The following is a 25552-nucleotide window of genomic DNA, read 5'->3' on the forward strand; positions in this document are numbered from 1 at the left end:
TCCGGGCAGCGCAGATCCATCATGGGCCTTCAAGGTAAAACATCAGCCCGCCGTGTTGGCGGGCCGTGTCCACTGCGACTGCCCACATGTCAGCAAGTTCCTTAATCGAGCCGCAGCTTCAGCCGACCGTCGAGACCGCATGAACTTTCATATCATCGCGAACTTCGTAGAACTTGTCGCCGTCGATATAGATCGAATGGCAGCTCGGTTTTTCGCCCTTGCTATTGGAGCAAGCTTTATCGCCCTTGAATGTGAGTTTGGTTTTCACGTCGATCGTTTTGCCGCCGACATCAGCCTTACCGGTGATCGTGCCCTTCTTCCAGTTCCAGACCAGATCAGCGGTCACGGGCTTGTCCAGATCAACGATCTCCACCTTCACATGCTTGCCATCAGCAAATGCTTTAAACTCTTCCATCGTGACCTTCTTGGCGCCGGCCGGAAGATCGACGGCATAGGTGTTCACAGCCGACAGCATGAAGGCCGCAGCGCCGACGCTGGATAGGATGGTTCTCATGTTCCGCCTCCTCAGGATTGGCGGCCAAATTACAACCCGTCGGGCGAAACAACATCCCGCCTATTGTGATTAGGGCAGTATACGGCAGGGCTGAACTGTCAAAATGCAGCAATTTTTCTTCTGGGCGACATCGCAATTTTTGCGCGTGGTCTTTCCTGCATCACACGAATCGAAATAAACACCAGAAACCGACCATCGGATATTTAAAGGAATAAGGTAACAATGCCTACTCGCACCATAATAGTATTGATTGCCATGGCCTTGCTCGCTGCCTGCGTACCGACTCGCCAGGAATATGATTCCTTCGTTACTTTGACGCAGGGGAGTGCAAGAGCGAGAAATGAGGCTGTCAATATTTGCGTGAAGAGCTTCGATGCAAATGCGCGCCGCAACGCTGGCATCGTGACAAACGCTTCGGATAAAGACGCTCCGCGCGTTGCCTGCAATCGGCTTCTCGCAGCGATGATTTCCGGTCGCGCCACCTACGATGACTTCGTTGACATCAAAAGCCACAAGTTCACACCGAAGCTGATCAAGATTTTCCAAGGGCGTTAAACTGGGTCAAGCGACGGCTTGCAGCCTCGACCTTGCAAGCCGTCAACGGCCCGCTCGAAACGCGGTTGGCAATCAAGCCTTAGGTAGGTTTCGTTGCCGTTGTAGGTCGTATCGACGACAGCCCTGGCAAAGCCGATGTTTCTCGGCGACGGCTGACATCGCAACAGCCGTCGGAGCAAGCTCGATGTCATAGAGCGGGACTTCCCCGGCGTGGCAGGCGCGCTTCTTGCGGCATGCCTGCCGCGGCGTTCAGAGTACCCGAATGCTGCATCGAGATCAGAAAACGAGAGCATTTCCTGATCGCCGATCCGTTTGAGCGGGGCTTATTCTGGGGCCCGAAGTGCAGGCGATTCTACGGTCCTGCCTCCCCTAACCATCGCGATCAGCCCCCATTTTTAGGGTGATTTTACCCAAAAATTGCTAAATTCAGAAAAAAATGTCGATTCCGCCTCTGACGACAGGATTCCAGTCACGCCGTCAGGTTTTTCTAACGTTTTCAATAGATGCATTTCGCTATAGTTGCAGAAAGAATAATTCGCGAAATGCGGGACATTTATACTGCCCCAATTTGGGCGACTCGAAATTCTACAAATATTTCAAAACGTAACATCGAAGTGATTGGGATATTGTGGCAGCAATATGGCTATGATTCTCAAGTACTTACCGTCGCGTTGCTGTTGCGCCCTCCAAAATGTCGCCCTATAACCCCCCGCCGTAAGACATGATTAACCTAAAATATTAACGGGCAGGGGTTGAGGAACAAGACAATGACAACATACTACGTAGCGACGACTGGCAGCAGCAGCGGTAACGGCAGTGCCTCCTCTCCTTTCCGCACGATCGGTGACGCGATGGCGTCGAACCTCAAGCCCGGCGACGAGGTCGTGGTGAAAGCGGGGACCTACAACGAGTCCATCAACATCGACAAGGACGGCTCAGCGGCAGGCAACATCACGCTGCGCTCGGAAGTGCCCGGGGGGGCGCTGATCCGGCCGCCAGCGGGCTCATACACCGGGATCAGTGTCAACGGCAACTACGTGGTCATCGACGGCTTTGACATCAAGGGCGGCACTGGCGACGGCATTGAAGCGAACAACGTCCACCACATCCAGATCCTCAACAATACTGTCCACGACAGCGGCGAGTCGGGCATTCAGTTCAACCAATCGGACTTCATCCGGGTCGAAGGGAACGAGACGTACAATAACGCGTCGTCCGGCTGGTACTCGGGCATCTCGATCTACGAGAACCGGAACATTACCGGCGATACCTCGACGGACGGCTACCGGACGATCGTGCGGAACAATATCTCACACGACAACGTCACGAAGGCGGGTGCACACACCGATGGCAATGGCATCATCATCGACGATTTCCAGAGCACGCAGTCGAGCGGTCATCCGAACTACACGTTCAAGACCCTGGTTGAGAACAACCTCGTCTACGAGAACGGTGGCAAGGGCATTCAGGTTACCTGGAGCGACTCTGTCACGGTGAAAAACAACACCGCATACCACAACAATCAGGACAACGCGAACACCGGCACCTGGCGCGGCGAGCTCAGCAACTCCGCGTCGAACAACAACACCTGGGTCAACAACGTCGCCGTAGCGGACCCATCGGTGAACAAGAACAACACTGCGATCGATAACACGTCTACCAGTGGCGCCAATAGCAACGTCGTCTGGGCCAACAACATCACCTACAACGGCACGGCCGGCCAGGCATCGGTCAAGACCGACGGCGGCAACGCGATGCCCAGCACGGCGAACGGCAATAAGCTCGGCGTCGACCCGACATTCGCGGGGGCAGCGAGCGACAACTTCCACCTCGGCTCCGGCTCGTCGGCGATCGACAGCGGAACCAGCAAATACGGTGTCGCATCGGTCGATCTGGACGGCCACGCTCGCGTCGTTGGAACTGTCGATATCGGTGCCTACGAATCGGGCTCCAGCTCGACCCCGGGAACGCCAACCACGCCGACAACGCCGACGCAACCGACAACGCCAACAACGCCAACCACCCCGACGCAACCGACAACGCCAACCGCGCCGACAAAGGAATTCGTCGGCACCAATGGCAACGATATCCTGCCACACACCGGTCAGTCGAACGGCGGCAACGAAACCTTCAAGGGTCTCGGTGGTAGTGATGTGTTGAAGGGCGGGGCCGGCGCGGACGCGCTCGACGGCGGTACTGGCAACGACACCGCCAGCTATGCGGGCTCCGGCGCGGTCAACGTCAACTTGGCGACTAAGGTCGCATCGGGCGGCGAGGCGACCGGCGACAAGATCGCCAGTATCGAAAACTTGACCGGCTCAAGCTACAACGACGTACTGACCGGCGGCAACGGCGGCGGCAACGTTCTCACTGGCGGGGCTGGCGCGGACAAGCTGGATGGCGGCGCCGGCAATGATGTCCTGATTGGTGGTGCCGGAAAGGACATTATGACCGGTGGCACCGGCGAGGATAAGTTTATCTTGAAAGCACCGACGGAAACCGGGTCCGGCTTGAACCGCGACGTCATCACCGACTTCCAGCACGGCATCGATAAGATCGACCTCTCGGCGATCGATGCGAATGGCTCTGCGGCGGGCAATGGAACCTTCCATTTTCAGGCACAGGAGAATGCCCTGTTCGACCACAAGGCTGGCGCGCTCGCTTGGCACTATGACGACCAGTCCGGAACCGCGAACGATGTTACCGTTATCCAGGCCGACACGAACGGCGACGGTGTTCATGACTTCGAGGTTCAGCTGAAGGGCTTGGTCCACTTGGGGGCAGGCGATTTTCTCCTGTAATTGTCCCCGTTGTGGCGGTCGTCCGATCGCCACAACCATCGTGCTGACATCCGAGCGCCGATCAGGCGTTCGGACACCAAGGTCTCCGTCATCGTCGACGGAAGGTTGCTGGTGACTAACGTGGCACTCATGCATAAAACAAAGCTAAAGCGCGTCGCATCAATCAAGTTTGATGCGACGCGCTTTATCTGTCTGTCATCCGTTTCCGGAAGCAGTTGGCCGGCAGCACGCCCGACAATGCGGGCCATGATGCGGCTGTCAAAGATGCAAGATATCGGGATACTGAATGGTCGGAGTGGAGAGATTCGAACTCCCGACCCTCTGGTCCCAAACCAGATGCGCTACCAGACTGCGCTACACTCCGTGCCGTGGCGGGGAGATACACGGTTCACTTCGCCGTCGCAACCCATAAATCCAGCGCGGGTCGAAGAATCCCGCCTGATACGTCGATGTCTCTAGAAAAAGCTGCATGACGCGCGTCTGCGCCGTCGGACGCAATTGGACGTCAGGAGAGCGCTGCCTCAGCCGCGTTCGAGCAGACCGATATATTGAGCGTAGCTAATGGCAACGTAGAAGAAAGCCGTAATGCCGGCCCCGATCACAATGGCATTGAACTCCGCCGAACGTCTCATCATGCGTGCAATCCACTGAAATTGACTGCGCCGTAAATAGTCCCGCGGGTTGGCCGCGGCAATCAGGTTGTGATCACAACATGAGACGATCGGTAATATTGCGCAACCGGCCTGTCTGCCGGTGTCTTGCTTCCGCAGCATCGCCCTATCATCGCGATGGTACCGGCAACGCGTCATACGCCGCCTTTTTTCTTGAAAAGGCGGGGATTCGCGGATAAGCAAAATTCATCTCTTCGCGCTATCTCTCAAGATGAAGCAAGAGCCTCGGCAACGAGAAATGAGACCATTAAAGGCGGGTGTTGCCCGCATAGTCGGAGACGCGCAGTCATGTCTGCCAAGATCTATCGTCCAGCCAAGACCGCCATGCAGTCCGGCAAGGCCAAGACCCATCTGTGGGTGCTTGAATTCGATCAGGAGTCGCCGCGCAAGATCGATCCGATCATGGGTTACACCTCCTCCGGCGATACGCGCCAGCAGGTGAAACTCACTTTTGAAACACAGGAACTGGCCGAAGCCTATGCCCAGCGCAACGGCATCGAATACCGGGTGATCGCGCCGAAGGATCCGGTTCGCCAGGTTGTCGCCTATCCGGATAATTTCCGCTATACCCGCACGCAGCCCTGGACGCATTGAGATTTCTCGTCCAGAACTGCCGCATCCGATCGCGCTCCCTGAACGCGATCGCCAGACGGCCCCTTAGCTCAGCTGGATAGAGCACCTGCCTTCTAAGCAGGTTGTCGCAGGTTCGATTCCTGCAGGGGTCGCCACAAATTTAATGACCTGAAGCCGCCCGGGCTCGTCACTTCGACTTCTTGGTCGTCGTGGCGCTGACGATTCTGTCGCCCGGTTTGATCCCGAGTTTGGCGGCGATGCCGGCATTGAGTTCGACGACATATTTCACCGGGGTCATCGAATCGATGATATCGCGCGAATAGGGCGTCGCGTTTTCCTTGATGTGGCGGATCGTGCCAGTGTCGTCGGCAAAAAGCATGTCGAGCGGCAGGATGGTATTTTCCATCCACATGGTTACGCGCCTGGGCTCGTCGAAATCGAAGATCATCCCGGCATCATCTGCCATCGTCTTACGAAACATCAGCCCGTAGGCGCGCTGATCCGGCGTCGAGGCGATCTCGACGGTAAAGTGCAGCACCTTGCCCGCGGCGGTCTGGATAAGAAGCGGCTCCTTGTCGAAGCGGACCTGCTCCTCGGCGAAAGCCGGCAGCGCGACCATGAAAAAAAGCGCCAGGATGGCGCTTTTGATCGCATGAAGAAGGACGATGTCACGCATATCAATGCGACCGGCTGGCCGGGCTCGGAATGTCGGGATGGATTTCCGCGGCCATCAGGCCCTTTTCGCCGTCGCCGAAGCGGACGAGCACCACCTGGCCGGGGCGCAGTTCCGTCAGGCCGAAGCGGCGGAGCGTTTCCATGTGCACGAAGATGTCTTCGGTGCCCTCGCCGCGCGTCAAGAAGCCGAAGCCCTTGGTGCGGTTAAACCATTTGACCAGCGCACGCTCGAGGCCGCTCGTCGCGGTGACCTGCACATGCGTGCGCACCGGCGGCAGCTGCGAGGGATGAACCGCAGTCGACTGATCCATCGAAAGGATCTTGAAAGCCTGGTAGCCGCGTTCGCGGCGCTGAATGAGGGCGACGATACGCGTTCCCTCGAGGATCGTCTGGTAGCCGTCGCGGCGCAGGCAGGTCACGTGCAGGAGAACATCCTGCATGCCGTTGTCGGGCACGATGAAGCCGAAACCCTTAGCGACGTCGAACCACTTGACGACGCCGGTGATTTCAACAAGATCGACCGCCTCTGCCGATAGCTCGTCAAGGTCGGAGTATTCGTTCGATGAAATCCTGTCAGCCATAGTCGCCAGCCCCTCGAATACGCGTCACACTGTTACGGTTAACTGATTCTTGAAATCAAGATTAACATCTTGGTAACGGATAAGCGCAAGTCCTAGTTTTCGGTTATTCCCAACTGCACATTTTATATCGATGACTTGCCCGAAGCTGACCTCAGCTCGCCGAAAAAGCCAGACCCAATAAAGGAGTAGATAGAATGCGTTATCTCCATACAATGGTTCGCGTCAAAGACCTGGACGCCTCACTCGCCTTTTACACCACCCTGTTCGGGCTGGAGGAGATTCGCCGGCACGAAAACGAGAAGGGCCGCTTTACCCTGGTTTTCCTGGCTGCTCGCGACGATCTCGACCGTGCGCGCAGCGAAAAGGCTCCCTGCCTCGAGCTTACCTATAACTGGGATACGGAAGATTATAGCGGAGGACGCAATTTCGGCCACCTCGCCTATGAGGTCGACGATATTTACGCAACCTGCCAGAAGCTGATGGACAACGGCATCACCATCAACCGGCCGCCGCGCGATGGGAACATGGCTTTCGTGCGCTCGCCCGACGGCATCTCGATCGAAATCCTGCAGAAAGGCAGCCCGCTCGCCGCCGCCGAACCCTGGGCCTCGATGGGCAATACCGGCGCCTGGTAAGGCTTTTCGCCGCAAGGCTTTTGCGAGGCTTGCGGCTTTTGCGATTTCGGGTCCGGCCGGCGCCTTGACGCTTGCCGCGACCCGGCCCCGCAGGCAATCTCCTGACGACTCGACGCGGAAGATGGCGGTTTTCGACCATTTTCCGCATCAATTGGAGACTGTCGCTTGCGTAACATTGAGATGCGGCCCCTGACGGGCGCTTTGCTGATCGCCACTTCGGTGCTGGCGCTGTCCGGCTGCGCGTCGGACAAGAAGGCACTCGATTCCGCCGCAGCCGTTCCGGCACCGCAGGCAGCCGCACCGCAGCTTGCCGCGGCGGCACCCGCAAGCCCTGCCCCACGTTCGGTCTACACGGATCCCCGGCTCGTCAATGTCTCCGGCGCCCAAGCCGCGCCCCAGGCCGTAGGAGCAGATCCGAATGCCCCCGTACCGCCGGCCGATCCGGCGGCGGCAGCGCCTGCCAATATCGGCGGGCTGGTGCTGCAGTCGACCCGGATCAACGCGCAGGCCATGAGCATCTTTTCCGACCACCAGCCGGCGCCGCAGAACAACAGCACGTCGACTGTCATTCAGCCGCAGGCCTATGCGCCTGTCGGTGCAGCACCCGCCAGAAGCAGCGTCTACAGCCAGCAACCCGTAACAGAACCGCCTGCGGATCCGGTGCTGCCGCAACAATCCTCGCAGAATGGCAGCACACAGCTTGCGCCCGTCCAAACGGCGTCGCTGGCGGCAGACGGCAATCCGGCCCCGACGATGAATGCGCTCTACAGCGCGCCGAAGCAGAACCTGCTCGGCAGCCTCACCGGCCTGTTGCAAAAAGCGTCCCTGCCCGGCATGACGCGGATCGCGCCGAACGGGCTGCATGTCCAGAACGACAAGGTCGAGGTCGGCTGCTTCAAGCCCGAGCTGCTGAACGTGATCAAGACGGTCGAAACCCATTTCGGCCGGCCTGTCATCGTTACGTCGGGCTATCGCGACGAAGAGCATAACCGCCTGGTCGGCGGCGCCGACGAATCGATGCACAAGAGTTGCGAGGCGGCCGACATTCAGATCGACGGCGTCACGAAATGGGATATCGCCGCCTATATCCGCTCACTGCCGAACCGCGGCGGCGTCGGCACCTATTGCCACACGGATTCGGTCCATCTCGATACCGGCAAAAGTCGCGACTGGAACTGGGGCTGCGGCGGCAAACGCGCGCCTATGGCGACCGCAAGAGCGATCTGACGGCCGCGCGTTCTTCGCATGACCTTACGGAAGCGCCGCCTCGTCTTGTTGAAGAGATAGCCGGCAGCCCGTTGATTCAGCTTCAATAATCAGCTCCTCGAACGCATTCGGATTTCCTGTCATTTTTTTGAAAGAAACCGAATTTGCCGCTTGCGGGATTCATAACGCCTGACTATAAGGGCGCCACCACGAAGGAAGCGCCCTTCGTCTATCGGTTAGGACACCAGATTTTCATTCTGGGAAGAGGGGTTCGACTCCCCTAGGGCGTGCCACTTTCTCTCCATATAGAAGCCATTGCATCCGCTTGCAGAAGTCTGCGCGTGCTCCTATTTTAACGGGGCCGGCCTGCGCCCTTCGTCTATCGGTTAGGACGACAGATTCTCATTCTGTAAAGAGGGGTTCGACTCCCCTAGGGCGTACCAATTTTATCCAAATCAACTACCGGCGCGGCACCGGATCAATAGCCTGTCCGACAGACGGTGTCGTCCCCGCCCTCTTTGACTAAGACGCTTGTTGATGGATTTCTGGGCATTCCCCATTTGCAACGAAACAGGTCGGCTCAGAATGCGTCGAACCTCGACTTCCGATTCCGAGGACAACAGTACCCGCCCGCCCCGGTCGTCTACGTACCTGCACAGCCCGCAATGCGGATCACCAACTGCAACAGACTTGGCAATGGGTCTCCTGCGCGACATTCTGAGGCGCGTATCTCTGCGGCCTCCGCAACTGGCTTATCGGCATAGCGCCACGTTTCTCCACAGCCACAAATAAATCGGCGAAAACGATGATTTTTTCGCGTCTTGGCGCTTGCGGCTTTTGAAGGTGCTGACTATAAGGGCGCCACCACGAAGGAAGCGCCCTTCGTCTATCGGTTAGGACACCAGATTTTCATTCTGGGAAGAGGGGTTCGACTCCCCTAGGGCGTGCCACTTTCTTCTCTCTGAACTCCACATCGTCAGCATTTTTTGCGCGGCTATTTTATTTTGCCGGCGCAGCATCGCAGACGCGAAGCTGGATGCGGCGGGCGCCCTGGTAATGCTCGGCACCGAGCGAGCCTGCAACATGCAGGCTGGCGCCGCGTGAATTGATGAGAAGATTGCCGAGTGCCGTATCGGCGGCGCGGAAGGCGATGCCGTCGAGCCGCGATCCATCCATTGCCTCCATCGTCACCTTCACATGTTTCTCCCCGACCAGGCGTGCATCGCGCACCCGATGCGCCGGCACGGCAAAGAGCGGCTGGGCGTGGCCGGAGCCATAGGGGCCGGCGGCCTCCAGGCGGTCGATGAGTTCGAGCGTGGCGCCGCTGGCGCCGATCGCCCCGTCGATCTTCAAGGTCTCGTTGGCGACGAGGTTCGCCACGGTTCTTGCCGACTTCTCTGTGAAGAAGGTCCTCAACCTGCCGAGATCGGCGCGCTCGACCGTCAGCCCCGCGGCCATGGCGTGACCACCGCCCTTGATCAGCAACCCTTCATCGACCGCCGCGCGCACCATCCGGCCCATGTCGAAGCCGTTGATAGAGCGGCCCGAGCCGGTGCCGCGGCCGGAGGTATCGAAGGCGATCGCAAAGGCCGGCCGTTTGAACTTCTCCTTCAGCCGCGCCGCGATCAGTCCGACGATGCCGGGATGCCATTTCTCGTGGGCGGTGACGATGACGGAGGCGCCCTCGCCGTCGCCATATTCGGCGAGCGCTTCGGCCTCAGCCTCCTGCAGCATGATCGCCTCCATCGCCTGGCGCTCGCGGTTGAGCTCATCCAGGCGCTGGGCGATCACCTCAGCCTCCCCCGTGTCATCGAGCGTCAGCAAGCGGCTTCCGAGCGCGGCATCGCCGATCCGACCGCCGGCATTGATGCGCGGACCGATCAGGAAGCCGAAATGATAGGGTGTGACAGGGCCAGCGAGCCCGGCCTTGCGGAACAGCGCTGCAAGCCCGGCATTGCTTTGGTGGCGGGCGGCGACCAGCCCCTTCACCACATAGGCGCGGTTGAGGCCCTTCAGCGGCACGACATCGCAGACTGTCGCCAACGCGACGATATCCAGCCATTGCAAGAGGTCGAGCGCCAGGATGCCCTTGTTGCCGGCCGCCCGCAGCAGCCTCAGTGTGGCGACCAGCACCATGAAGACCACGCCGGCGGCGCAAAGATGCCCCTGCCCCGACAGATCGTCCTCGCGGTTCGGATTGACGAGCGCATGGCAGGGCGGCAGCTCATGTGTCACCTGGTGGTGATCGATGACGACGACATCGATATTGCGCGCGGCGGCGGCGGCCAGCGCCTCGTGACTGGTCGAGCCGCAATCGACCGCGACGATCAGCCGGGCGCCGTTGTCGATCAGCTGGTTGATCGCCGCCGGATTGGGGCCGTAGCCTTCAAAGACGCGGTCGGGAATATAGATGTGCGCCTTGACGCCGAAATGAGTGAGGAAACGAAACATCAGCGCCGAGGAAGCCGCACCGTCGACATCGTAGTCGCCAAAGATCGCGACATTCTCGCCGCGCTCGATGGCGCTCACCAGGCGGGTGGCGGCCTTTTCGCAATCCGTCAAAACATGCGGATCGGGCATCAGGCCGCGGATCGTCGGATCGAGGAATTCGATCGCCTCGTCCACCGTCACGCCGCGCCCGGCCAGCACGCGGGCGATCAGATCCGGCATGCCGTGGATTTGCGACATGGCCAGCGCCCGGTTCTGCCCGGCCTGGTCGAGCCGCGCCACCCAGCGATTGTCGAGCGCGGATTTCTCCACGCCGAGAAACGCGCGCTGTACCGGATCGACGAGATCTGCCATGCCATACTCCGCTGACTTCATCTGCTCTTTCTACAGAAGCAGCGGAGATAACATAGCGATGGATTTACAGACACGGATTTTTACCAGAACACCGCCCAGATGATTGCGGCGACGCCGGCAAGCTGCACGAGCAGGAAGGAGAACAGCGTCAGCAGAATAGCCCAGTTGCGGCCTTCCGTGTATTCATCGCCGTCAGCCTCATCAGGGACCTCTTCGCGAATGTCACGGTAGGCCGGCTTGAGAATTTCCCCAAGCATATCAGGACGGTCCGGCGGCACCTCGCTCGGGCGGCCATACCCCTTGCCGGCGTGGCTGTCCTTGCTCATGAAATTCTCCACGCCGACGACTCACCATCTATGGTTTTATTTATATCAATATTTCGGTATTTGTTAATATAGACTTCCGTAAGGGGAGCCCGGACGATCAACAAAAAAACCGCCCTGTCTTGTTGAACTGCCAGTTCAACAAGACAGGGCGGCTGATATTCGCCGGCTGGAAAGGCTTAAGCTTCTTCTTTCGGCCGCTCGATGCGAATCACCTGCGGTTCGCCGAAGAGATAGCCTTCCGATTTGATCGAGGCGACCGCCTTGCGCACCGACTCTTCCATCGTCGCGTGGGTGACGAGAATGATCGTCTGGTGGTGCGACGGCGCCAGATGCTGCTTGGAGCGCTGGACGATCGATTCCAGCGAGATGTTGTTTTCCGCCATGCGGGTTGCGACGCTGGCAAAGACGCCGGTGCGGTCGAGCACGGTCAAGCGGATAAAGTAGCCGCCCTCGTGGCTCTGCATCTGCGCCTTGCGGTAGGGTTCCAGCGCCTTTGCGGGATGGCCGAGCACCGGTACGCGCTGTGCGCCCGGCTGGCTTTTGGCGATATCGGCGATATCACCAAGTACGGACGAGGCCGTCGCATTGCCGCCGGCGCCGGGACCGACCATCAGCAGTTCGCCGAGCACGTCGGATTCGATTGCGACAGCATTGGTGACGCCATCGACCTGGGCAATGACCGAATCGACCGGCACCATGGTCGGATGCACGCGCTGCTCAATGCCGGTGTCGGTTCGCTGGGCAACACCCAGGAGCTTGATGCGATAACCGAGCTCGGCGGCAGCGTGGATATCCTCGATCGAGATGTTGGTGATGCCTTCGAGATAGATATCGTCGGCCGCGATGCGATTGCCGAAGGCGAGCGTCGTCAGGATGGAAAGCTTATGGGCCGTGTCGTTGCCCTCGATATCGAAGGCCGGATCGGCCTCGGCATAACCCAGCCGCTGGGCTTCCTTCAGGCACTCGGCGAAGGAAAGCCCCTCCTTTTCCATCTTGGTCAGGATGTAATTGCAGGTGCCGTTCATGATGCCATAGATGCGCGAGACCGCATTGCCGGTCAGCGATTCGCGCAGCGCCTTGATGACCGGGATGCCGCCGGCGACTGCGGCCTCGAAGTTTAGAAGCGCGCCCTTCTCCTCGGCGATCGTCGCAAGCTCGACGCCGTGATAGGCAAGCAGCGCCTTGTTGGCTGTCACCACATGGAGACCGCGCTTGAGTGCGGCGCGTACGGAGGTGTTGGCAGCCCCTTCGGCGCCGCCCATCAGCTCGACGAAGACGTCGATATCGCCCTTTTCGGCAAGATCTTCCGGCCGATCGAACCAGGTAACAGCGGAAAGATCGATGCCGCGGTCTCTCCTTTTGTCACGCGCGGAGACCGCCGTGATGGTGATCGGACGCCCGCAGGTGACGGCAAGCTCGTTGCTCTTCTGCTGAATGATGCGGACTAGCGAGGCGCCAACGGTGCCCAAGCCCGCAATGCCGATTTTGAGGGCATCTGCCATGGATCGATCCTGAATGTCTGTGTGGCGGCAGCCGCAGGACGCGGCTGCCTTTAAGAGTTGGATTAACGGTGCGCGTTCAGCGAAATGACGTTGTGCATCGTTTCGTCTGCCGTCGACATGAACTTCTTGATGTTGCGCGCAGCCTGGCGGATGCGGTGTTCGTTCTCGACGAGCGCCAGACGGACGTAGTCGTCGCCCTGTTCGCCGAAGCCGATGCCGGGAGCAACGGCGACGTCGGCCTTCTCGACCAGCAGCTTGGAAAACTCAAGCGAGCCGAGATGACGGAACTTTTCCGGGATCTTCGCCCAGGCGAACATGGTGGCAGCCGGCGGCGGCACGTCGAAGCCCGCCTTGCCGAAGCTTTCGACCATGACGTCGCGGCGGCGCTTGTAGACGTTGCGAACCTCCGCAATGTCGGAGCCGTCGCCGTTCAGCGCATGCGTCGCCGCCACCTGGATCGGCGTGAAGGCGCCGTAGTCGAGGTAGGACTTGACGCGGGTGAGCGCCGCGATCAGCCGCTCGTTGCCGACGGCAAAGCCCATGCGCCAGCCAGGCATGGAGAAGGTCTTCGACATCGAGGTGAACTCGACCGTCACATCGATTGCACCCGGCACCTCGAGAACCGACGGCGGCGGAGCGCCGTCGAAATAGATCTCCGAATAGGCAAGGTCGGAAAGCACGATGATGTCGTGCTTCTTGGCGAAGGCGATGACGTCCTTGTAGAAATCGAGTGTCGCGACCAGGGCAGTCGGATTCGAGGGGTAGTTGAGGATGAGTGCCAGGGGCTTCGGGATCGAATGCCGGACCGCGCGCTCAAGCGGCGGGAAAAAGCTCTCATCCGGCTCCACTGACATGGAGCGGATCACGCCGCCCGCCATCAGAAAGCCGAAGGCGTGGATCGGATAGGTCGGGTTCGGGCAGAGGATGACGTCGCCGGGCGCGGTGATCGCCTGCGCCATATTGGCGAAGCCTTCCTTGGAGCCCAAGGTGGCGACTACCTGGGTATCCGGGTTGAGCTTGACGCCGAAACGGCGGGCATAATAGGCGGCCTGGGCGCGGCGCAGCCCCGGAATGCCCTTGGAGGACGAATAACGGTGGGTGCGCGGATCCTGCACGACCTCGCACAGCTTGTCGACGATCGACTGGGGAGTGGGAAGGTCGGGGTTTCCCATGCCGAGATCGATGATATCGGCGCCGCCCGCTCGCGCGCTTGCTTTCAAACGGTTGACCTGTTCAAAAACATAAGGCGGCAAACGCCGGACTTTGTGAAACTCTTCCATTTCATTCCCCATGGAAAGGCGGCTTTCGGGCCGCAGTCGAAGTTCGTTCCGTCTCCCGGCGGCTGCGACACGAACTTCAGAATCGCAACGCCGTATTCATCAGACCCAAGACACGCGGCAAATCTTTGACGGAAAAGCCGCATAAAGCGCATTATCGGGAAAATCTTGTCTTCCGATCCATCCGGAAGGCTTTGCGTCCAAAATGCCTGAAAGGCAAGGTCTATTTGGAGATTTCGGAGAGCGTATCAGCGCCGTGCTCGGCGGCGAGGCGGCGCATTTCGGCGGCCTTGGCCTGATATTCGGCTTCCGAGATCGTGCCGGCCTTACGCCGGGCGGCAAGTGCGGTCAGCTGATGTTGCAGTTCGGCTGCCTGCTCGTCGCTCATCTGCACATTGGCGGCCGTCAGCGGCGCGCCGAAATTTGGGTAACCGTCCGGCGACTTCGCCAGGCCGCCTTCGACCGCATCGCCCTTGGTGGCCGGCATGACCACGGCGGTCGGCGCCGCTCGCTTGGCGGCGGCTGCGGCCTTCTCCTCGGCCGTCAGATTGCATCCGGCCAGGGCCATCGCCGCCGCGGCGCAGATCAATGCGGTGCGGTTGAAGGTTGCGATGCGCCGAATGCCGTTCTTCGTCATGCCTCAAAATCCAGTTCTGACTGCGTCGACTGTTAAATTTGTCGCAGCGACAAAGCAATAGCATGAGCCGGCGCGGGTGGAACTTGTTTTCTCGTTCAATCACGATGTACAACGATTGGATAAAAAGAGTGCTGCCGCCGGAGGAAATGGTGACCGACAGCAAGCAGGAGAATGGCGGCCAGAAGAATGGCGGCAAGGCCGGTTTCGACGCGACCGATCTCGATCCCTATCTGTTGAAGGATCCCGAGGCGATGGCGATGAATTTCGCCCGGGCGCTCGAAAATCTCGGCCAGGCGGCCTCGGCCTGGCTTGCGCCGCGCGAACGCGGCGAGATCAGCGAAACCGTCGTCGATCCGATGACCGACATGGTCAAGACGCTTTCCAAGGTCACCGAATACTGGATTGCCGATCCCCGCCGCACCTTCGAGGCGCAGACGCAGCTGATGTCCTCCTTCTTCGGCATCTGGATGCGCTCTATGCAGCGCATGCAGGGCGAGCCCTCGCCTCCGGAACCGGACACCCGCAAGGACAAACGCTTCTCCGACGAGGACTGGCAGAAAAATCCGTTCTTCGATTTCATCCGCCAGGCCTATTTCGTCACCACCGACTGGGTGGAGAAGCTGGTGTCGGAGACCGACGGCCTCGACGAGCACACCAAGCACAAGGCCGGTTTCTACGTGAAGCAGATCACGGCAGCACTCTCGCCGAGCAATTTCGTCGCCACCAATCCGCAGCTCTATCGCGAGACGATCGCAACCAGCGGCGAAAACCTGGTGCGCGGGATGAAGATGCTGGCCGAGGATATCGCTGCCGGAAAGGGTGATCTTCGCCTTCGCCAGACAGACATGACGAAATTCGCCGTCGGCCGCGACATGGCGCTGACGCCGGGCAAGGTGATCGCCCAGAACGACATCTGCCAGATCATCCAATATGAGGCTTCAACCGAAACGGTCCTGAAGCGGCCGCTGCTGATCTGCCCGCCCTGGATCAACAAATTCTATATTCTCGACCTCAACCCACAGAAATCCTTCATTAAATGGTGCGTCGATCAGGGTCAGACCGTCTTCGTGATTTCCTGGGTCAACCCGGATGCGCGCCATGCCGCCAAGGACTGGGCGGCCTATGCCCGCGAGGGCATCGATTTCGCGCTCGAGACGATCGAGAAGGCGACCGGCGAGAAGGAGGTCAACGCCGTCGGCTATTGCGTCGGCGGCACACTTTTGGCCGCAACGCTGGCGCTGCACGCCAAGGAGAAGAACAAGCGCATCAAAACGGCGACACTTTTCACCACCCAGGTCGATTTCACCCATGCCGGCGATCTCAAGGTCTTCGTCGACGAGGAGCAGCTTGCAGCGCTCGAAGAGCATATGCAGGCGACCGGCTATCTCGACGGCTCGAAGATGTCGATGGCGTTCAACATGCTGCGCGCTTCCGAGCTGATCTGGCCTTATTTCGTCAACAGCTACCTCAAGGGCCAGGATCCCCTGCCCTTCGATCTGTTGTTCTGGAACGCCGATTCGACCCGCATGGCGGCGGCAAACCATACCTTCTATCTGCGCAACTGTTATCTCAGGAACTCGCTGACGCAGAACGAGATGATCCTTGACGGCAAGCCAGTGTCGCTGAAGGACGTGAAGATCCCGATTTATAATCTCGCCACCCGCGAGGACCACATCGCCCCTGCCAAATCCGTCTTCGTCGGCAGCCAGTTTTTCGGCGGCAAGGTGGAATTCGTTGTCACGGGCTCGGGACATATCGCCGGCGTGGTCAACCCGCCGGATAAGAAGAAGTATCAATTCTGGACGGGCGGCCCGGCCAAGGGCGAGTACGAGACCTGGATCGAGCAGGCGACCGAGACGGCGGGATCATGGTGGCCACATTGGCTGGCCTGGATCGAGACCCATGACGGCAGGCGCGTTGCGGCGCGCAAACCGGGCGGCGATGCGCTGAACGCGATCGAGGAAGCCCCCGGAAGTTATGTGATGGAACGCGTCTGAAAGATCCCACGCATCTCTTTTTGAGACGTCATGAAAAAGCGCAACACCGCGTAAACAAATTAGAAACCATAATTCGTCATCCTTGCGAAACAGTCGGATGTCGCGGGTGGTCTAAATTCGGCCCATTTGCGCCATTACCGGCCCCGGCGAAGTGTAGTCAGTCAGTGCCGCCGGCCTGCGTAGCGAGTTTGAAAGACGAGTTCAGTATGGCGTTTGCGGTCGGGACGTTCGATGACGTCACCCCTCTTGGCGGATCTGCTTTTCGTTTGCGCAGATCTCGTGGCTTTCTTTACGGCGTCGTCGGCGCCGGATTTCTGACCTCCACATGGTTGATTGCGACCTTAGCGACGATGCATTCGGTTGCCGCGCCCGTTTCTCCGCCCGAAAGATTCACCCAGGCCGCAGCGGCGCCGAAGCCCAGGCCGGCGACGCACGAACGGCTGATCCATGTCGGCAAGGCCGATCGCTTGGCCGCCTTCGACGCCAAGCCGGTCGTCGCCCTGACGGCCGACCTCGTCCAATCGCATGCGCAGAAAACCAATGCTACTGCAACGGCACTGGCGGCACTTACAAAACACAATCGGCTTGTCATGGCTGCCGAGCAGCCTGTGGTTGCCGCGATTTCCGACAGCGCCAAATTCCGCAAGGATGACGTGGTCACGCCGCCGGCCGTCGAGGTTGCCTCGGCAGAGAGTGTAGAAGAAGACGACGGCGACCGGATCGTCGTTCCCTCGAAGGAGGCCGTCGCCGCTGCCGAACTCCCGGCCCTGCTGGCGCTTGCCGATGCCGGACCGCAGCAGATTGCGCCTGCCCCGGTCCAGCCCGCCCTCAAGACGGCGTCACTGCCGCAGGAAAAATCTGCGCCCGTAGAAATTGCCGCGGCCGAAGACCCGCAGCCTTTCGATCTCGTTCTGGCGCCGGATGCCGGTTCCGTACCGCTGCCGATGGCGCGTCCTGACGGCCTTATCGGCAAACCGGCACCGGCCGCCAAGGGTTCGCAGCGCGCCGGCGAGCCTGCCCTTGCCTATGCCCAGCCGAACTCGCCGATCGAAGACGACCAGGACGATGCAGTGCCGCGCTACGACAAGCCGGTCTTCTCGCCGAAGCTGCGCGCCGGCGTCGCCATCTACGACATCGAAAACAGCACGGTTTATCTGCCGAACGGCGAGAGGCTGGAAGCTCATTCCGGGCTCGGCAAGATGCGCGACAATCCGCGTTACGTCGACAAGAAGATGCGCGGGCCGACCCCGCCACATACCTACGCCCTCACCATGCGCGAAAGCCTTTTCCACGGTGTCGAGGCGCTGCGGCTGACTCCGCTCGAGGGGTCGGACGCCATCTATGACCGTGTCGGCCTGCTCGCCCACACCTACATGCTCGGCAAGAACGGCGATTCCAACGGCTGCGTCTCCTTCAAGGATTACAAGCGCTTCCTCGCCGCCTACAAGCGCGGCGACATCAGGCAGCTCGTAGTCGTGCCGCGCCTGAACAACAAGCCGTCTTCGACGCTCGCCTCGCTGTTTTCGTCGCGCAGTTAAGCGATGGGAGAGCAGCAGCCGCTGGTGTGCCTGCGCGCTACTTCAACCAGACTGCAATCCGCTCCACCGCCTCGGCGATCTCGGCTTGCGAGCCCGCGTAGGACAGGCGCAGGGTGCGATGTCCCTCCAGCGGATCGAAGTCGAGACCGGGTGTTGCGGCGACGTCGATTTCCGCGAGCATGCGCTTGGCAAAACCCATGCTATCATTGGTGAAGCGGGTGACGTCGAGATAGGCATAGAAGGCGCCGTCCATCGGCGAGGCGATCGAAAGACCGATCTGCGGCAGGCGCTTCATCAGCAAATCGCGGTTGGCGGCATAGCTCGCCTTATAAAGATCGAGTTCGGCGCCGGCGCCGAGCGCGGTCGTGGCGGCGATCTGGGAGAGTTCGGGCGGGGAGATATAGAGGCTCTGCGCCAACCGCTCGATCGGCCGCACCAAGCGCTCTGGCAGCACCATCCAGCCGATTCGCCAGCCGGTCATGCAGTAATATTTGGAGAAGGAGTTGATGACGATCGCCTCGTCGGTCAGTTCGAGTGCACTCGCCTCCTCGCCGGCGAAAGTCAGCCCGTGGTAGATTTCATCGGAGATGAAGGCGATGGAATGGGCCGCGCAGTAATTCGCAAGCGCCTTCAGCCCATCGCGGCCGGTCACCGTGCCGGTCGGGTTGGCGGGGCTCGCCAGCAGCACGCCCTTCAGGCTCACGCCGCTTTGCTTCTGCGCCGCCTCGAGGCTCTCAGGGGTGAGTGTGAAGTGGGTCTCGGCGGTTACCGGCACTTCGACAACCCTCAGGCCGAGCGCACCGAGGATATTGCGATAGGCGGGATAACCGGGCCTTGCGATCGCCACCGCATCACCGGCATCGAAGAGCGAGAGAAAGGCGAGATTGAAGCCTGCAGAGGAACCGGTGGTGATGGCGATCCGCGTGGGATCGATTTCCAGGCCGTGACGAACCCGGTAATGCTGGGCAAGAGCCGTTTTCAGCCGCGCCGTCCCCAGCGCATCGGTATAACCGATCCGGCCTTCGGCAAGGGCTGCGCGCGCCGCTTCGAGGGCCGCCTGGGGGGCTGGATGCGAGGGCTGACCGACCGCCATCGAAATCACCGGATGGCCGGCTGCGCGCCGTTTCGTCGCCTCCGCCAGCACGTCCATGGCATGAAAAGGCTCGACTTCGCTGCGTTTCGATATGGAAAACAAGATCGCTTCTCGCTCGGCTTCTGCAATGATGGCCCGACAATTGCCGCATTAATCGGCTCATCACAATCCCGCGAGGGCCGCGCGGGGGTGAAATTTCCTGTTTGAGCGGAACTCAACGCGCCGTACCTTGACGCGACGCATTCAAGTCCATTAACCCGGCGACGGTCATCTCGCCCAGGAGACGACCCCATCGCCGTTGACGAGGATATCATGGCCTTTCTTCCGAAAACCTTCACCGCACTGGCGCTTGCCGCATCGATCGCCCTTCCCTTTCCGGCAGCAGCGCTCGACGACCAGCAGAAGAAGGAGTTCGGTGAATTCATCAAGCAATATCTGATCGAAAATCCCGAGATCATGCTCGATGTCCAGGACGCTTTGCAGAAGAAGCAGGAAGCCCAGCGGCTGGTGAAGGCCAATATGGCGATCGAAGAGAACACCAACGACATCTTCGATTCGAAGAACGACGTCACGCTCGGCAATCCCAAGGGCGATGTCACCGTCGTCGAATTCTTCGATTATAATTGCAGCTACTGCCGTCACGCGCTTCCCGACATGCAGGCAATGCTGAAGAAGGACAAAAATGTCCGCTTCGTGCTCAAGGAATTTCCGATCCTCGGACCGGATTCGGTCGCTGCCCACAAGGTGGCCGACGCCTTCCGCAAGCTGGCGCCTGAAAAATATGCCGATTTCCATGTCGCCTTGCTCGGCAGCGAAGGCCGCGCTTCGGACGAAACGGCGATCGCGGTTGCCGCTTCGCTCGGCGTCAGCGAGGACAAAATCCGCGCGGAGATGGCGAAGAACCCGAATGACGGCATCGTCCAGGCTACCTACCAGCTCGCCTCCAGTCTCGGCATCAGCGGCACGCCGTCCTACGTGATCGGCACCGAACTGGTGCCGGGCGCCGTCGGGCTCGACGATCTCGAAACCAAGGTCAAGAACATGCGCAGCTGCGGCAAGACCGCCTGCTGAGCACGTCAGCCGCCGGACGGCTTCCCATCAAATCGCCAAAATCGAAGCGTTTCAACCATGTGGACAAATGTGGCGCGATTCCTGCCGGCAATCCGTAAGGGCTTTCATTCGGCCTTCGCGGAGTCTATAGGTTGCCGTCGTACATTTTACGGAACATTCGATGACGCAAACGATTTTTGTCCTGAACGGCCCTAACCTCAACATGTTGGGCAAACGAGAGCCCGGCATTTATGGCGGCAAAACGCTGAAGGACATTGAGGCGGACTGCAAAGCCGCCGGCCGCGAACTGGGCTTCGACATCGATTTCCGCCAGAGCAACCACGAAGGTACGCTCGTCGACTGGTTCCATGAGGCCGACGAGAAAGCCGCTGGCGTCGCTATCAATGCGGGCGCCTATACGCATACATCGGTTGCGCTGCATGATGCGATCCGCGCTATTTCCATTCCCGTCATCGAACTCCACATATCCAACGTCCATGCACGGGAAGAATTTCGCCACAAATCGATGATCGCGCCGGCATGCAAAGGCGTGATCTGCGGTTTCGGGCCTCACAGCTACATCCTGGCGCTGCAGGCGCTGAAGAACATCACGGCATAAGAAGAAGACAGGGCAACACCATGGTTGAAAAGAAATCGGGTATCGATCAGGCACTGATCCGCGATCTCGCCAATATCCTCAACGAGACCGACCTGACCGAGATCGAGGTCGAGCAGGACGACCTGCGCATCCGCGTTTCGCGCGCCGGCACCCAGCAATATGTCCAGGCGCCGATCGCAGCGCCTGCCTATGCCGCACCCGCAGCCGCCACTCCGGCAGCAGCAGGCGCTGCACCGGCCGCAGCTCCCGCCCGCAACCCCGCCAATACAGTCAGCGCACCGATGGTCGGCACCGTCTACATGGCGCCGGCACCGGGCGCGCGCCCGTTCATCGAAGTCGGCGCCACCGTCAAGGAAGGCCAGACGCTGATCATCATCGAAGCGATGAAGACGATGAACCAGATCCCTTCGCCGAAGTCAGGCAAGGTGACCGAGATCCTCGTCGATGACGGACATCCCGTCGAATACGGCCAAGCCCTCGTCGTCATCGAATAGGCCGATGCCCATGATTTCGAAAATTCTCATCGCCAATCGCGGGGAAATCGCCCTTCGCGTGCTCCGGGCCTGCAAGGAGCTCGGCATCGCCTGCGTCGTGGTGCATTCGACCGCCGACGCCGATGCCATGCATGTGCGGCTTGCCGACGAAAGCGTCTGCATCGGTCCGCCCTCCTCGCGCGAGAGCTACCTCAATATCCACCAGATCGTCGCCGCCTGCGAGATCACCGGCGCCGATGCCGTGCATCCAGGCTACGGCTTTCTGTCGGAGAATGCCAAGTTCGCCGATATTCTCGAAGCCCACGGCATCACCTTCATCGGGCCGACGGCGGACCATATCCGCATCATGGGTGACAAGATCACCGCCAAGACGACGGCGCTGGAGCTCGGCATTCCCGTCGTTCCGGGCTCGGACGGAGAAGTGAAGACCGAAGAGGACGCGCTGAAGACGGCCGCCGAAATCGGCTATCCAGTGTTGATCAAGGCAACGGCCGGCGGTGGCGGACGCGGCATGAAGGTCGCCAAGAGCGAGGTCGACCTGATCGAGGCCTGGTCGACGGCGCGCACGGAAGCGGCAGCCGCCTTCGGCAACGATGCCGTCTATATGGAAAAATATCTCGGCAAGCCGCGCCATATCGAAATCCAGGTGTTCGGCGACGGCGAAGGCAATGCCATCCATCTCGGCGAGCGCGACTGCTCGCTGCAGCGCCGCCACCAGAAGGTCTGGGAAGAGGCGAATTCGCCGGCGCTCAACGTCGAGCAGCGCATGAAGATCGGCCAGGTCTGCGCCGACGCCATGAAGAAGCTGAAATATCGCGGCGCCGGCACGATCGAATTCCTCTATGAGAACGGCGAGTTCTATTTCATCGAAATGAACACCCGCCTGCAGGTGGAGCATCCGATCACGGAAGCCATCACCGGCATCGATCTGGTGCACGAGCAGATCCGCGTCGCCTCCGGCGGCGGTCTCTCGGTGACGCAGGATGAAGTGCATTTTTCCGGTCATGCCATCGAATGCCGCATCAATGCCGAGCACCCGCGCACTTTCGTGCCCTCGCCCGGCACGATCACGCATTTCCACGCGCCGGGTGGTCTCGGCGTGCGCATCGATTCCGGCGCCTATCAGGGCTACAAGATCCCGCCCTATTACGACAGCCTCATCGGCAAGCTGATCGTGCACGGCCGTACCCGCGTCGAATGCATGATGCGGCTGCGGCGGGCGCTCGACGAATTCGTCGTCGACGGCATCAATACGACGCTGCCGCTGTTCCAGGATCTCGTCTCCAACCAGGATATCGCCAACGGCGACTACGACATCCACTGGCTGGAACACTACCTCGCCAACGAACCGGCGGCATAGGGCAGGAATGGCAGGATCGCGCAGGAAGTCACCAGGCATTACCCCTGAAATTCTCCTGCGCGCCTACTCCATCGGCCTTTTCCCGATGGCTGAATCCGCCGACGACCCGGAGATTTTCTGGGTCGAGCCGGAATTGCGCGGTGTGCTGCCGCTCGACCATTTCCACCTGTCGAAGAGTCTTGCCAAGACGGTGCGCAGGAAACCCTTCGAAATCCGTTTCGATCACGCTTTCGAGCAGGTGATCGCTGCCTGCGCCGAGGAGACATCCGGTCGCCCGAGTACCTGGATCAACAAGACGATCAGGTCCCTTTATGCGACGCTCTTCGACATGGGCCATGCCCATACCGTCGAAGCATGGGACGGCGACGAGCTGGTCGGCGGCCTCTACGGCGTCTCGCTCGGCTCGGCCTTCTTCGGCGAAAGCATGTTCTCACGCCGCACGGACGCTTCGAAGATCTGCCTCGTGCATCTGGTCGAGCGACTGCGGGAAAGAGGCTTCACGCTGCTCGATACACAGTTCACCACCGAGCACCTGAAAACGTTCGGGGCGATCGACGTTGCGAAGGCCGATTATGGCGTGCTGCTTGAAGCCGCGATGGAATCGCCACACCTGAAGTTTTAAGCGCGATCATTTCATCCCTGCGTTGATTTTCCAGCCGATTTGAATAGGTTCGGAAAATGCAATGGGGGATAGAATTTTGAGACGATATTTTGCGGCGGCGATCCTTTTCGCCTTGTTCACAGGCCAGGCCGACGCCCGACCTTACCAGGAGATGTTCCCGGACAGGAGCGATTTTTCCGAAGCGGAAAAACCGTTGCTGGAGAAGCTCGATTTTCAGCAGGGTGCGATCAAGCTGCCTGAGGCAAAGGCGACGCTGAACGTGCCCCAAGGCTTCTATTACCTCAATTCCGCCGACACGAAAAAGGTGCTCGTCGATATCTGGGGAAATCCCGCGGCTGCGGCGGAGGGAAAGATGGGGATGATCTTCCCGGCGAAATACGCGCCGACCGATATCGAGGCCTGGGGCTCCGTTGTGGAATACAGCGCGGACGGCTATGTCTCTGACGCCGATGCCGCCACGACGAATTACGACGAACTGCTGCAGAACATCAAGGATTCCATCCGAGAAAACAACGTCGAGCGCGAAAAGCAGGGTTTCGAGAAGATCACGCTTGTCGGCTGGGCCTCGACACCGCACTACGACAAATCGGCGCATGCGCTGCACTGGGCGCGCGATCTGGTCTTCGGCGATGATGCACAGGGGCAGCACACGCTGAACTATTCCGTGCGTGCGCTCGGCCGCGAGGGTGTCTTTCAATTCAACTTCGTCGCTGCCCTCGACCAGTTGAAGGAGATCGAGGACGTCATTCCGACAGTCACGAAGCTCGTGCAGTTCGACAAGGGAATGGCCTATGCCGACTATGTCGAAGGCGACAAGATCGCGGCCTATGGGATGGCGGGAATGATCGCTGCGGGCGCCGGCGCCAAGATTGCGGCGAAGGTGGGATTGCTGGCCGTTGCCCTCGCCTTTTTCAAAAAGGCCGGCATCCTTGTCGTCATCGCGGCCGGCGCTGTGCTTCGCTTCGCCAAGGGCCTTTTCAACAGGAACAAGACGCCCACTGCATAGATCCTGCTAGGGCCAAGATCACCGCCGGCGACACGCGTTAGCGCGCTGTCGCCTTGGCGTTGTCAGGCGCGGGGACATCCGAGTTTGCCTTGCAGTCCTTCAGCCAGACGTCGTAGATCGGATGCTCGACGGCATTGAGGCCGGGGCTGGCGGCAAACATCCAGCCGGTGAAGATGCGGCGGATCTTGCGGTCGAGGGTGATCTCGTCGACTTCGACGAAACCGTCGATCTTCTGCGCTTCGGCCTGGTCGCGCGAGTAACAGGCCTTCGGCGTCACCTGCAGCGCGCCGAACTGGACGGTCTCGTTAACGTAGACGTCGAAGGTGGTGATGCGGCCGGTGATCTTGTCGAGGCCGGAGAAAACGGCTACCGGGTTTTCAATGCGTGCAGCACGTGCCGCAACCGGCGGAAGCAGGACCGAGAGCGCCAGCAGCGACCCGGCGGCACGCAGCGCCCTGTTTCGCGTGAAGAGCTTCATGTGTACCCGTCTCCAGATATTCTTCGTTCACGGCCGCGGTCAAGCGCGGCCAACCTGCGGGTAAAGGTCAATTGTGGCCAAAAGCCGGGTTTGGGATTGCCCCGATCGAGCCGTCTCAGTTGCCCGGCGTCCAGGCGTCGTAATCGCCGGTGACCCGCGGACGTTCGCCCGGAACGGCGATGGATCCTGGCGGACGGTAGGCCTGCGGAGAACCGGTGAAGTTGGGGCGATGCGCCTTCTGCCATTCCTTGGCGACGTAGTTTTCCTTGGACGGCGGAACATCGGTGCGATGATGCATCCAGCCATGCCAACCCGGTGGGATGGCGGAGGCATCGGCATAACCCTTGTAGATCACCCAGCGCTTCGGCAGACCGTAGGACGACATGCCGCCTTCATAATAGACGTTGCCGAATTCATCCTCGCCGACGCGCTTGCCGAAACGCCAGGTCGCAAAACGCGTGCCCATCGTCTGACTGTTCCACCAGGTAAAGGTCTGAACCAGAAGATTCCACATGTCTTTTCCTTGTGCCCGCCAAATGC

25 protein-coding genes and 5 tRNA genes are annotated in these 25552 nt (G+C 60.1%); 17 read left to right on the forward strand and 13 right to left on the reverse strand.

The window, feature by feature from the left end:
* Nucleotides 1–118: 118 nt before the first annotated feature.
* Nucleotides 119–514, reverse strand: coding sequence for a hypothetical protein (locus FHX03_RS11145; RefSeq protein ID WP_183853635.1), 396 nt, complete (start codon nt 512–514; stop codon nt 119–121).
* Nucleotides 515–736: 222 nt separating this feature from the next.
* On the opposite strand from FHX03_RS11145, the gene FHX03_RS11150 reads away from it, so the two are divergent.
* Both FHX03_RS11150 and FHX03_RS11155 read left to right on the forward strand, forming a co-directional pair.
* Nucleotides 737–1069 (forward strand): hypothetical protein, encoded by a 333-nt coding sequence (locus tag FHX03_RS11150; protein ID WP_012557530.1) that lies wholly within the window; start codon nt 737–739, stop codon nt 1067–1069.
* Nucleotides 1070–1836: 767 nt separating this feature from the next.
* Nucleotides 1837–3870, forward strand: coding sequence for a choice-of-anchor Q domain-containing protein (locus FHX03_RS11155; RefSeq protein WP_183853637.1), 2034 nt, complete (start codon nt 1837–1839; stop codon nt 3868–3870).
* A gap of 287 nt (nt 3871–4157) precedes the next feature.
* On the opposite strand, the gene FHX03_RS11160 is transcribed toward FHX03_RS11155, so the two are convergent.
* Nucleotides 4158–4234, reverse strand: a tRNA-Pro gene (locus FHX03_RS11160).
* A gap of 157 nt (nt 4235–4391) precedes the next feature.
* Entirely contained in the window at nt 4392–4643 is a 252-nt protein-coding gene (locus FHX03_RS34205; protein WP_210298545.1) for a hypothetical protein, read from the reverse strand.
* A gap of 186 nt (nt 4644–4829) precedes the next feature.
* Between FHX03_RS34205 and FHX03_RS11165 the strand changes: the two genes are divergently transcribed.
* On the forward strand, nt 4830–5135 hold the full coding sequence (locus tag FHX03_RS11165; RefSeq protein WP_097625340.1) for an ETC complex I subunit: 306 nt from the start codon (nt 4830–4832) through the stop codon (nt 5133–5135).
* Between the two features lie 57 nt (nt 5136–5192).
* Nucleotides 5193–5269: transfer RNA gene (locus FHX03_RS11170), tRNA-Arg, on the forward strand.
* Nucleotides 5270–5301: 32 nt separating this feature from the next.
* Here FHX03_RS11170 and FHX03_RS11175 read toward each other — a convergent pair.
* Both FHX03_RS11175 and FHX03_RS11180 read right to left on the reverse strand, forming a co-directional pair.
* On the reverse strand, nt 5302–5790 hold the full coding sequence (locus tag FHX03_RS11175; protein ID WP_097625339.1) for a DUF192 domain-containing protein: 489 nt from the start codon (nt 5788–5790) through the stop codon (nt 5302–5304).
* Nucleotide 5791: 1 nt separating this feature from the next.
* Nucleotides 5792–6370, reverse strand: a complete 579-nt coding sequence (locus FHX03_RS11180) for a cold-shock protein (RefSeq protein WP_003573434.1) — start codon at nt 6368–6370, stop codon at nt 5792–5794.
* A 194-nt stretch (nt 6371–6564) separates the two neighbouring features.
* Here FHX03_RS11180 and gloA point away from each other — a divergent pair, with 194 nt between their 5' ends.
* From gloA to FHX03_RS11205, 5 genes are all read left to right on the forward strand, one after another.
* Complete coding sequence (gloA, locus tag FHX03_RS11185; protein WP_097625338.1) at nt 6565–7005, forward strand: lactoylglutathione lyase; 441 nt, start codon at nt 6565–6567, stop codon at nt 7003–7005.
* Nucleotides 7006–7170: 165 nt separating this feature from the next.
* The gene (locus FHX03_RS11190; protein WP_183777730.1) at nt 7171–8232 is read left to right on the forward strand and encodes a YcbK family protein; all 1062 of its coding nucleotides are present in this window, start codon (nt 7171–7173) and stop codon (nt 8230–8232) included.
* Between the two features lie 197 nt (nt 8233–8429).
* Nucleotides 8430–8504: transfer RNA gene (locus FHX03_RS11195), tRNA-Glu, on the forward strand.
* 75 nt (nt 8505–8579) lie between these two features.
* A tRNA-Glu gene (locus FHX03_RS11200) sits at nt 8580–8654 on the forward strand.
* 432 nt (nt 8655–9086) lie between these two features.
* Nucleotides 9087–9161: transfer RNA gene (locus tag FHX03_RS11205), tRNA-Glu, on the forward strand.
* A 49-nt stretch (nt 9162–9210) separates the two neighbouring features.
* Here FHX03_RS11205 and recJ read toward each other — a convergent pair.
* The 5 genes from recJ to FHX03_RS11230 all read right to left on the reverse strand — a co-directional run bounded on the left by recJ (nt 9211) and on the right by FHX03_RS11230 (nt 14755).
* The gene (gene recJ / locus FHX03_RS11210) at nt 9211–11013 is read right to left on the reverse strand and encodes a single-stranded-DNA-specific exonuclease RecJ (RefSeq protein ID WP_097625336.1); all 1803 of its coding nucleotides are present in this window, start codon (nt 11011–11013) and stop codon (nt 9211–9213) included.
* Nucleotides 11014–11093: 80 nt separating this feature from the next.
* Nucleotides 11094–11339, reverse strand: coding sequence for a hypothetical protein (locus tag FHX03_RS11215; protein ID WP_097625335.1), 246 nt, complete (start codon nt 11337–11339; stop codon nt 11094–11096).
* Between the two features lie 176 nt (nt 11340–11515).
* Entirely contained in the window at nt 11516–12841 is a 1326-nt protein-coding gene (locus FHX03_RS11220; protein ID WP_097625334.1) for a homoserine dehydrogenase, read from the reverse strand.
* A gap of 62 nt (nt 12842–12903) precedes the next feature.
* Nucleotides 12904–14121, reverse strand: a complete 1218-nt coding sequence (locus FHX03_RS11225) for an LL-diaminopimelate aminotransferase (RefSeq protein ID WP_003586883.1) — start codon at nt 14119–14121, stop codon at nt 12904–12906.
* 220 nt (nt 14122–14341) lie between these two features.
* Nucleotides 14342–14755: a hypothetical protein gene (locus FHX03_RS11230; protein ID WP_097625333.1), complete on the reverse strand. Its 414-nt coding sequence runs from the start codon at nt 14753–14755 to the stop codon at nt 14342–14344.
* 146 nt (nt 14756–14901) lie between these two features.
* Here FHX03_RS11230 and FHX03_RS11235 point away from each other — a divergent pair, with 146 nt between their 5' ends.
* Nucleotides 14902–16752, forward strand: a complete 1851-nt coding sequence (locus FHX03_RS11235) for a PHA/PHB synthase family protein (protein ID WP_222134747.1) — start codon at nt 14902–14904, stop codon at nt 16750–16752.
* A gap of 206 nt (nt 16753–16958) precedes the next feature.
* Nucleotides 16959–18290: a DUF2778 domain-containing protein gene (locus FHX03_RS11240; protein WP_097625331.1), complete on the forward strand. Its 1332-nt coding sequence runs from the start codon at nt 16959–16961 to the stop codon at nt 18288–18290.
* A gap of 37 nt (nt 18291–18327) precedes the next feature.
* Here the strand turns inward: FHX03_RS11240 and FHX03_RS11245 are convergent, their stop codons facing one another.
* Entirely contained in the window at nt 18328–19485 is a 1158-nt protein-coding gene (locus FHX03_RS11245) for a pyridoxal phosphate-dependent aminotransferase (RefSeq protein WP_183853639.1), read from the reverse strand.
* A gap of 210 nt (nt 19486–19695) precedes the next feature.
* Between FHX03_RS11245 and FHX03_RS11250 the strand changes: the two genes are divergently transcribed.
* From FHX03_RS11250 to FHX03_RS11275, 6 genes are all read left to right on the forward strand, one after another.
* Nucleotides 19696–20454 (forward strand): DsbA family protein, encoded by a 759-nt coding sequence (locus FHX03_RS11250; protein WP_183853641.1) that lies wholly within the window; start codon nt 19696–19698, stop codon nt 20452–20454.
* Nucleotides 20455–20614: 160 nt separating this feature from the next.
* Entirely contained in the window at nt 20615–21052 is a 438-nt protein-coding gene (gene aroQ / locus FHX03_RS11255; RefSeq protein WP_003578965.1) for a type II 3-dehydroquinate dehydratase, read from the forward strand.
* A 20-nt stretch (nt 21053–21072) separates the two neighbouring features.
* The gene (accB, locus tag FHX03_RS11260) at nt 21073–21546 is read left to right on the forward strand and encodes an acetyl-CoA carboxylase biotin carboxyl carrier protein (protein ID WP_097625328.1); all 474 of its coding nucleotides are present in this window, start codon (nt 21073–21075) and stop codon (nt 21544–21546) included.
* Between the two features lie 4 nt (nt 21547–21550).
* Nucleotides 21551–22906, forward strand: a complete 1356-nt coding sequence (gene accC, locus FHX03_RS11265) for an acetyl-CoA carboxylase biotin carboxylase subunit (RefSeq protein ID WP_179867103.1) — start codon at nt 21551–21553, stop codon at nt 22904–22906.
* Nucleotides 22907–22913: 7 nt separating this feature from the next.
* A complete protein-coding gene (gene aat / locus FHX03_RS11270; RefSeq protein ID WP_183853643.1) occupies nt 22914–23528 on the forward strand; it encodes a leucyl/phenylalanyl-tRNA--protein transferase in 615 nt (204 codons plus the stop codon).
* A 76-nt stretch (nt 23529–23604) separates the two neighbouring features.
* Nucleotides 23605–24534 carry a DUF2167 domain-containing protein gene (locus FHX03_RS11275; RefSeq protein WP_183853949.1) on the forward strand — a complete coding sequence of 310 codons (930 nt, stop codon included), beginning with the start codon at nt 23605–23607 and terminating at the stop codon, nt 24532–24534.
* Between the two features lie 37 nt (nt 24535–24571).
* Here the strand turns inward: FHX03_RS11275 and FHX03_RS11280 are convergent, their stop codons facing one another.
* Together FHX03_RS11280 and FHX03_RS11285 are read right to left on the reverse strand one after the other, a co-directional pair.
* Nucleotides 24572–25012, reverse strand: coding sequence for a DUF2155 domain-containing protein (locus tag FHX03_RS11280; RefSeq protein ID WP_097625325.1), 441 nt, complete (start codon nt 25010–25012; stop codon nt 24572–24574).
* 115 nt (nt 25013–25127) lie between these two features.
* The gene (locus FHX03_RS11285; RefSeq protein WP_003586900.1) at nt 25128–25526 is read right to left on the reverse strand and encodes an NADH:ubiquinone oxidoreductase subunit NDUFA12; all 399 of its coding nucleotides are present in this window, start codon (nt 25524–25526) and stop codon (nt 25128–25130) included.
* Nucleotides 25527–25552: the final 26 nt, after the last annotated feature.

Origin of the sequence: Rhizobium sp. BK456, from assembly GCF_014194045.1 — a bacterium.
Classification (GTDB): Bacteria; Pseudomonadota; Alphaproteobacteria; order Rhizobiales; family Rhizobiaceae; genus Rhizobium; species Rhizobium redzepovicii.